Here is a 5147-nt window from a genome sequence, read left to right on the forward strand (position 1 = left end):
AAAACTTTTAATCAGTCTAAAGTTCGTATTTAAGCAGAGAGCCAAAATCTGTGATTTTGTGCGAATCGCTTACTCCTCTGACTGTAAGGAAGAGGAGTTTCATAAGAAAAACTAAGAATCTTATATAAACTCGCTACGCTCAAACATATATAAGATTCTAAGTTTTTCTAAAACACTTCACTAAGACTGATAAAAAAGTTTTTAAATGTGCTTTCAGTTTTGGTAACACATCCCTACGTATAATTTAAGTTTCCACTTTGCAGTATACCTAAATTTTAACTGAAATTAGAATTTAAATAGTATACTTGATGAAATTCCTTCTAGCTCAATAATATTTCCTAAAATTGTTTTGTTAACCGAGTTAATACATTGACCTAGAGCAACATTCCAAGGTCCTTCAGGTATTTGTATATTCACAGATTCTCTATTGGCATTATATATAACCAGTATATCCTTCCAAGAATCTCCCTTTGCATAATCTTTTAGAATAAAAGCAACAGTATTTTTAGGTGTATTTTCCACAAATATTAGGTTTCTTTCTATATCTTCATAGGTGTTCATTCTGAAGGCAGGATGATTCTTTCTTATGTAAATAAGCTCCTTATAGTAGTAAAATATATCTATAAACTCAAGTTTTCTGTCCCAATCCATCCAGTTTATATTATCAGGTTTATTGAAGCTGTTTGCCTCACCTTTTTTAGTTCTACAGAATTCTTCACCTGAGAGCATAAAGGGAATTCCTTGTGAGGTGAATAATATTGCAGCACATAACTTCAATATTCTTTTCTTTTGTTCTGTATCTGTATTCGGACAACTCAGGGTTATCTTATCCCAAAGAGTATGATTGTCATGACAGGAAATATAGTTTATAGATTGATTTGGAGGCAATTGTTTACAGCTTATGCAGTTCTTCAATTCTTCTTCTAAAAGAAATTTACCCGTGGCAAAGCCTTTATCTGTTATGTCAAATACGTCTCCCTTTACACAATTTCTTATTTTGTCATTAAAGAAGCCTATATAAGGAAGTTTTTTATAGTTATAGCTAGCAGCTTTTATATTTTTATTCAATGAAGTATCTAAATCCCAACCCTCTCCATAGATCATTATAGTTTTTCCAGTGGTATTCACTTTAGTTCGTATTGAGTTCATAGTAGTTATATCAAGTAGTCCCATCAAATCAAATCTCAATCCATCTATATGATATTCGTTTATCCAATAAGTCACCGAATCTATTATAAATTTTCTTACCATGGAGTGTTCAGAAGCAACGTCATTACCACAGCCACTTCCATTTGATAGTTTAGAGTCATCATAAAATCTAAAATAGTACTCGGGAAAAATTTTTTCAAAACTGCTGCTTGTAACATCAGCTACGTGGTTATATACTACATCCATATTAATGCAAATACCATTTTTATGAAGATGTTGAATCATAGTCTTAAGTTCTAGTATTCTGCATATAGGGTTATAGGGATCAGTGGAGTAGCTGCCTTCTGGAACGTTATAATTTTGAGGATCATATCCCCAATTATATAGAGTAGGATTTTTTTCATCTACACTAGTATAACTAAAGTCAAATATAGGCATAAGCTGTACATGTGTTATGCCTAATTCTTTTATATGCTCTAAACAAGTTGAAACATTTTTATTTGTTGTGTTATTTTCTGTCATAGACAAAAATTTACATTTGTTTTTCACACCGCTGTTAGGGTGGGAGGACATATCACGAATACTTGCCTCATAAATGATTGCATCTGTAAAGTTTGATACTAGAGGCGGTATATCCTCATCCCAACCCTCAGGATTGGTTTGCTTCATATTTATTATAGCTCCTCTAGTACCGTTAGCACCAACTGCTTTAGCGTAGGGATCTACAACTTCACTTACATTATTATAGACATTTACTTCATAGTTATAGTAACATCCATGAAGATCTCCTTTTACTGATACGTACCATAACCCGTTATTTTCCTTCATAGAAATTTTAGTTTGATTTTTGTAACCATAGGGATCAGTTTTATCATAAAGAATTAGGTTAATATAAGATGCTGCAGGAGACCATAATCTAAATATTGTAGATTGCTTAGTGTAATTAGCACCAAGTATTGAATGATGATAGAACTTATCATCAAAATCTTTAGTTGAAAACAGAGGAATATAACTTGTTTTTACACACAAATTTTCATACATTACAAAGCATAGACTTTTTATGTTTATTTCTTTATTTAAAGTCAAAGTTATATAATTTTCGGTTATAGAATATTTTTTAGCATATAAGTCCTCGTTACCATTCTTAATTTGAAATTTATAAGATCTAAACTCACTAGAATTGTCTACTGAAATTTTAACTTTGTCAAAATTTTCTAACGAAGCACTAAAAATTTTCATTTAAGTACCCTCCATTCAAGTATCCTCTATATTAAGTATACCCAATATTGTTATAGTTAAAAAGTTGCATTAACACATTTAAAACTTCATCTTTATAAGAAATACCATTACATATTTCAATCAGTATATTTACTTTAAAGATAAAGTCAAACTTGAATCAGGTAGATTTTTATCCTACATAATTCTTAATTGAACGAATCCCAGAGCTTAGCACCTTTTGTCTCCCGATTATAGAAGAGAGAGTATTAGAGATCATTAGCTACGGGATAAGAATCAAAATTTTAAAGTATATAATAAATATATTATTAAATTATTAAATTATAATATAAATGTTAATAAAAACCTATTACAGAATATGGAATTATAGTATAATATAATTTAGATGATATGTTATACAGGGGATGAGTGTAATGATGAATGGATTAGATATAATTTGCAACCTAGAAAGTCCACAAGAAAAGAATTCAAAAATAGTTATAAATGTGGAAAACAACTTAGAAGAAAACCTATTGTATAAGTACATAATTGGATATAATGGAACTTGGAATACAATAAGAGATTTTAGTGAAGAAACACAAATTGAATGGATGCCAGGTGAAGATGGCAGATATATAATAATGGTACAAGCTAAAAAAATAAATGGGGAAAGAAGCTTTGATTATGTATCAAAAATAGATTATATAATAGGGAGAGTTGAAAATAAGCTCATTGATAGTATTAATTTAGATAAAAATACATTAAATTTAGGTGAAAAACTTAATTTATGTGTAAATACAAATAAAGTTCCCCTTATGTTTAGATATTGGTTAAGAGTAAAGGATGAATGGAAAATTATAAAAGAATATTCTGCTGATAATACTATTTCATGGGTGGTTAAATCAACAGGAAAGGGACAGATACTAGTGGAATGTAAGAATATTGATTCAAAAAATAAATTTGATGATTTTCAAACTATAGAATTTGAGGTGTTACCTCTAAAAAATGTAGAAATAACTGATTTTAAGTGTTTAACAAAAGATATTATTGAGGATTCTGAACTTGTATTTAAAGTGGAAGCTTCCTATGAGGAGAATAGGACCATACTATACAAATTTATAAAAATAGATCCCGATGGAAAGATTGAATGTATCCAAGATTATTCAACTAAAAAAATTATAAGTTACACAGAGAAACAAAGTGGAAACTACAGGCTTTTATGTCTTGTTAAAGATATGTATTCTACTAATAGCTTTGATGATAGAGCAGTAATAAACTTCAAAGTAAAGAAGTATAAGGAAATCTTTATAAAAAATTTTACTGCAGATTTAAATTCCCCTCAATTATGTGAAGCTGGAGTAACCTTTAAAGCAGATGTGGTTGGTGGAAAAGAGCTATTCTATAGATTTATAATTGATGGAAATCATAGTGAAGATTCAGGCTATACTAGAAGAAATACATACCTGTGGAAAAGTAAAGCGCCAGGGGAATATAGCATAACATTATGGGTAAAAGATAAGTCCTATGATGGGAACTATGAAGCTAAGGATTGTATTAATTTCACCATAGATGAGAAAAGTAGAGAACCAGTTAAGATAAATGAATTATTAGTGGATAAAAAAGATAGTGTCTTATGTAATGAAAAAGTTAGAGTGAAAATTAATGCATCTGGAGGAATCGATCTAAGGTATTCTTTTATAATAAAAAAGAATAATAAACAACTTGATCAAGTAAATTATGGTGTATGTAATTGGATAGATTTTATTCCAAAGGAACAGGGGCAATACCAACTTGAAGCTAGAGTTAAGGACAAGTATTCAGCTAGAGAGTTTGACTGTCATTCTATAATAAATATAGATGTATTTAAATGTATTCCGGCTCATATAGATTACATTCTCTTATCTCTAAGGGAAAAATATATAGTAGGGGATACCATTACGTTAAATACAGTCATCCGTAATACATCCAATGTAGTTGTTAAATATATACTAAATATAAACGGCCACAGGGTTGAGGAATCAGATTATGTTGATGAAAAAAGTTATATGTTTACTCCAAAGTATGGAGGAATCTATACTGTAGAGATTTTGGCAAAAAATAAGGAAAGTGATAAAATATTTGATAGTAAAAAAGAGATAAGAGTAGAAGTGATGGAAGCAATGCCTGTAACTAATACTAAAATAAAATGTGATAAGGTAAAGTTTTTATGTAACGAAGCTATAAGCTTTTCTACAACTAGTGAAGGTGGAAAAGATATAATATATGAATTTTATATGATGGAAAAAGAAGACTGGAATTTAGTGCAAAATTACAGTAAGAAAAACTATTATACCTTTATTCCATTTTGTAAGGATGAATACAGAGTATTAGTCTTAGCTAAAAGTCAATATAGCAAGGTATCTTATGAAGATTATGATATATTTACCTTTAGCGTTGAGTGAATGACATAGTTCCAGACTTGAAATTTAAATTATACTCCAGGATATGTTACCAAACTTCAGCACGTTGAAAACTTTTAATCAGTCTAAAATACTTTACTAAGACTGATAAAAAAGTTTTTAAATGTGCTTTCAGTTTTGGTAACATATCCCTACGTACAATTTAAATTTTAAGTCTGATTCCCTATAAACTGTAATAGTTTAACAATAAAGTTTTGGGCACAGAATTCGATATATAAAGTGAAACTAAGAATCCAGGGACGTAGCCGCTCTTTACTCCAACTTAAGCAGAGAGCCAAAATCTGTGATTTTGTGCGAATCGGTTAAGCAGACATACAAAATCTG

At 29.7% G+C, this 5147-nt stretch carries 2 protein-coding genes; one reads left to right on the forward strand and one right to left on the reverse strand.

The genetic code is table 11. The annotated features are described in order from the left end of the window. Positions 1-285 precede the first annotated feature (285 nt). Positions 286-2388, reverse strand: a complete 2103-nt coding sequence (gene pulA / locus HGI79_RS21905; RefSeq protein WP_185652795.1) for a type I pullulanase — start codon at positions 2386-2388, stop codon at positions 286-288. A gap of 413 nt (positions 2389-2801) precedes the next feature. On the opposite strand from pulA, the gene HGI79_RS21910 reads away from it, so the two are divergent. After that, positions 2802-4805, forward strand: coding sequence for a triple tyrosine motif-containing protein (locus HGI79_RS21910; RefSeq protein ID WP_185652796.1), 2004 nt, complete (start codon positions 2802-2804; stop codon positions 4803-4805). Positions 4806-5147: the final 342 nt, after the last annotated feature.

It is taken from the genome of Clostridium sp. DJ247, from assembly GCF_014231265.1.

What these genes read in the sequence shown, in the direction of transcription:
- pulA (WP_185652795.1), bottom strand. Translation starts at nt 2,388, where the DNA reads ATGAAAATTTTTAGTGCTTCGTTAGAAAATTTTGACAAAGTTAAAATT.
- HGI79_RS21910 (WP_185652796.1), top strand. Translation starts at nt 2,802, where the DNA reads ATGAATGGATTAGATATAATTTGCAACCTAGAAAGTCCACAAGAAAAG.